Origin of the sequence: Sedimentibacter sp. B4 (assembly GCF_000309315.1) — a bacterium.
Taxonomy (GTDB): domain Bacteria; phylum Bacillota; class Clostridia; order Tissierellales; family Sedimentibacteraceae; genus Sedimentibacter; species Sedimentibacter saalensis.
Map to the genome: position 1 here is coordinate 1 of NZ_CANG01001126.1, position 262 is coordinate 262.

The 262-nt window shown below is 72.5% G+C and carries 1 protein-coding gene; it reads right to left on the reverse strand.

Annotated elements, in window-relative coordinates:
* Window positions 1-9: 9 nt before the first annotated feature.
* A partial coding sequence (locus BN358_RS27350; RefSeq protein ID WP_083851745.1) for a hypothetical protein occupies window positions 10-262 on the reverse strand: 253 nt, incomplete at its 5' end.

The window sequence follows — 262 nt, forward strand, 5'->3', positions numbered from 1 at the left end:
TGTCCGGTCTCACCAGGGAACCACGCCCCCGAAGCGGTCGAGGTACCGCAGGCCGCCGCGGCCGCGCTGGTTGTCGACAGTGGTGACCAGTTGCGGGATGGTCTCCTCGATCGACAGCGGTGCGGTGGGGCCGAGGCCGGTCCGGGATCCACCCGGGGCGAGCAGCAGCAGCGTCCGCGGATCGTCGCCGTGGCGCGCCGCGTAGCTGCGGACCAGCTGGTTCAGGGCGGACTTGCTCGCCCGGTAGACGTCGAAGCCGCCC